This is a genomic window from Brotocaccenecus cirricatena (assembly GCF_020687045.1).
Lineage (GTDB): Bacteria > Bacillota > Clostridia > Oscillospirales > Oscillospiraceae > Vescimonas > Vescimonas cirricatena.
Window position 1 is genome coordinate 1 of the sequence record NZ_JAJEPW010000148.1, and the last position, 1218, is coordinate 1218.

2 protein-coding genes are annotated in these 1218 nt (G+C 49.8%); one reads left to right on the forward strand and one right to left on the reverse strand.

All coding sequences use genetic code 11. The features are described 5' to 3' along the window. On the forward strand, positions 1–774 hold a 774-nt coding region (locus LKD37_RS17870), incomplete at its 5' end, for a virulence RhuM family protein (protein ID WP_302930328.1). A gap of 48 nt (positions 775–822) precedes the next feature. Here LKD37_RS17870 and LKD37_RS17875 read toward each other — a convergent pair. Next, positions 823–1194 carry a TnpV protein gene (locus LKD37_RS17875; protein ID WP_071431004.1) on the reverse strand — a complete coding sequence of 124 codons (372 nt, stop codon included), beginning with the start codon at positions 1192–1194 and terminating at the stop codon, positions 823–825. Positions 1195–1218: the final 24 nt, after the last annotated feature.

Here is a 1218-nt window from a genome sequence, read left to right on the forward strand (position 1 = left end):
AACGGAAAAACCTATCACTATAAGTTCTACTCTCTGTCCGCCATCATAGCCGTAGGCTATCGGATCAATTCCGGCAGAGCCACGCAGTTCCGCCAGTGGGCAACCAAGGTGCTGGACACCTTCACCAAGCAGGGGTATGTGCTGGACAAGAGCAGGCTCATCAATGGGCAGATTTTTGATGAGGACTACTTCGATCACCTGATTTCCGAGATTCAGGAGATTCGGGCCAGCGAACGGCGCTTCTATCAGAAAATTACGGATATTTACGCCACTGCTGTGGACTACTCTCTCGATAGCCAGACCACAAAGGATTTCTTTGCCACAGTTCAGAATAAGATGCACTATGCCGTCCATGGCGGCACAGCGGCAGAGGTCATTATGGCACGAGCCGATCACACCAAGGAACACATGGGGCTGACCTCATGGAAGAATGCTCCTGACGGCAAGATTGTCAAGGCAGATGTGTCCGTTGCAAAAAATTACTTATCCATGGATGAAATGCAGGAACTGAACGAAATCGTCACCATGTATCTGGACTATGCTACCCGGCAGGCCAGACGGCATATTCCCATGACCATGGCAGATTGGGCCTCCAAGCTGGACGCTTTTCTGCAATTCAATGATGCAGAGATTCTGCAAAATAAGGGAAAAGTCACCGCTGCCATTGCAAAAGCCTTTGCCGAAAGCGAGTTTGAGCAGTACCGCGTCATTCAGGATCATCTGTATCAGAGCGACTTTGACCGTCTGGTAGCCAGCACGGAACAAAAGAACTAAAGTGTAAAAATGCCCGTTATCGGCCACGCAACCGATAACGGGCATTTGTCATTCATATACAAGCTCGGTCAAAACGATTTCCTCCGCGCGGCTGCGGATGCTGTTCATGCGGCGTACCCATTCCATTTGATCGGCAGCTTTGAGTGCTTCGGTCACGCCTTCTTGCTTCACCATTGCAGAAACGATGATTTCCATGCGCTCGTTGCAGGCTTGGTCGATCTCGGCAAGGTGCCGATGCAGCGTTCCGTTTGTGAGCAGGTTTGTGTAGAAAATAGGGCGATGTTCTTTCAGATAGCTGCGGCGCATATGTCCATACTTGCCAATCTGGTATTCCGGTTCCTCTGGCAGCGCAAGGTTTGGAATGAGATAATCGCCCTCCTGACGGTAAGTGCCGCCCATTTCCTCAAATAGAGATTTCATAAAAATTAGCTCCTTTTTGTGTTG

Coding starts and splice junctions, on each gene's coding strand:
- LKD37_RS17875 (WP_071431004.1), bottom strand. CDS start 1,194: ATGAAATCTCTATTTGAGGAAATGGGCGGCACTTACCGTCAGGAGGGC.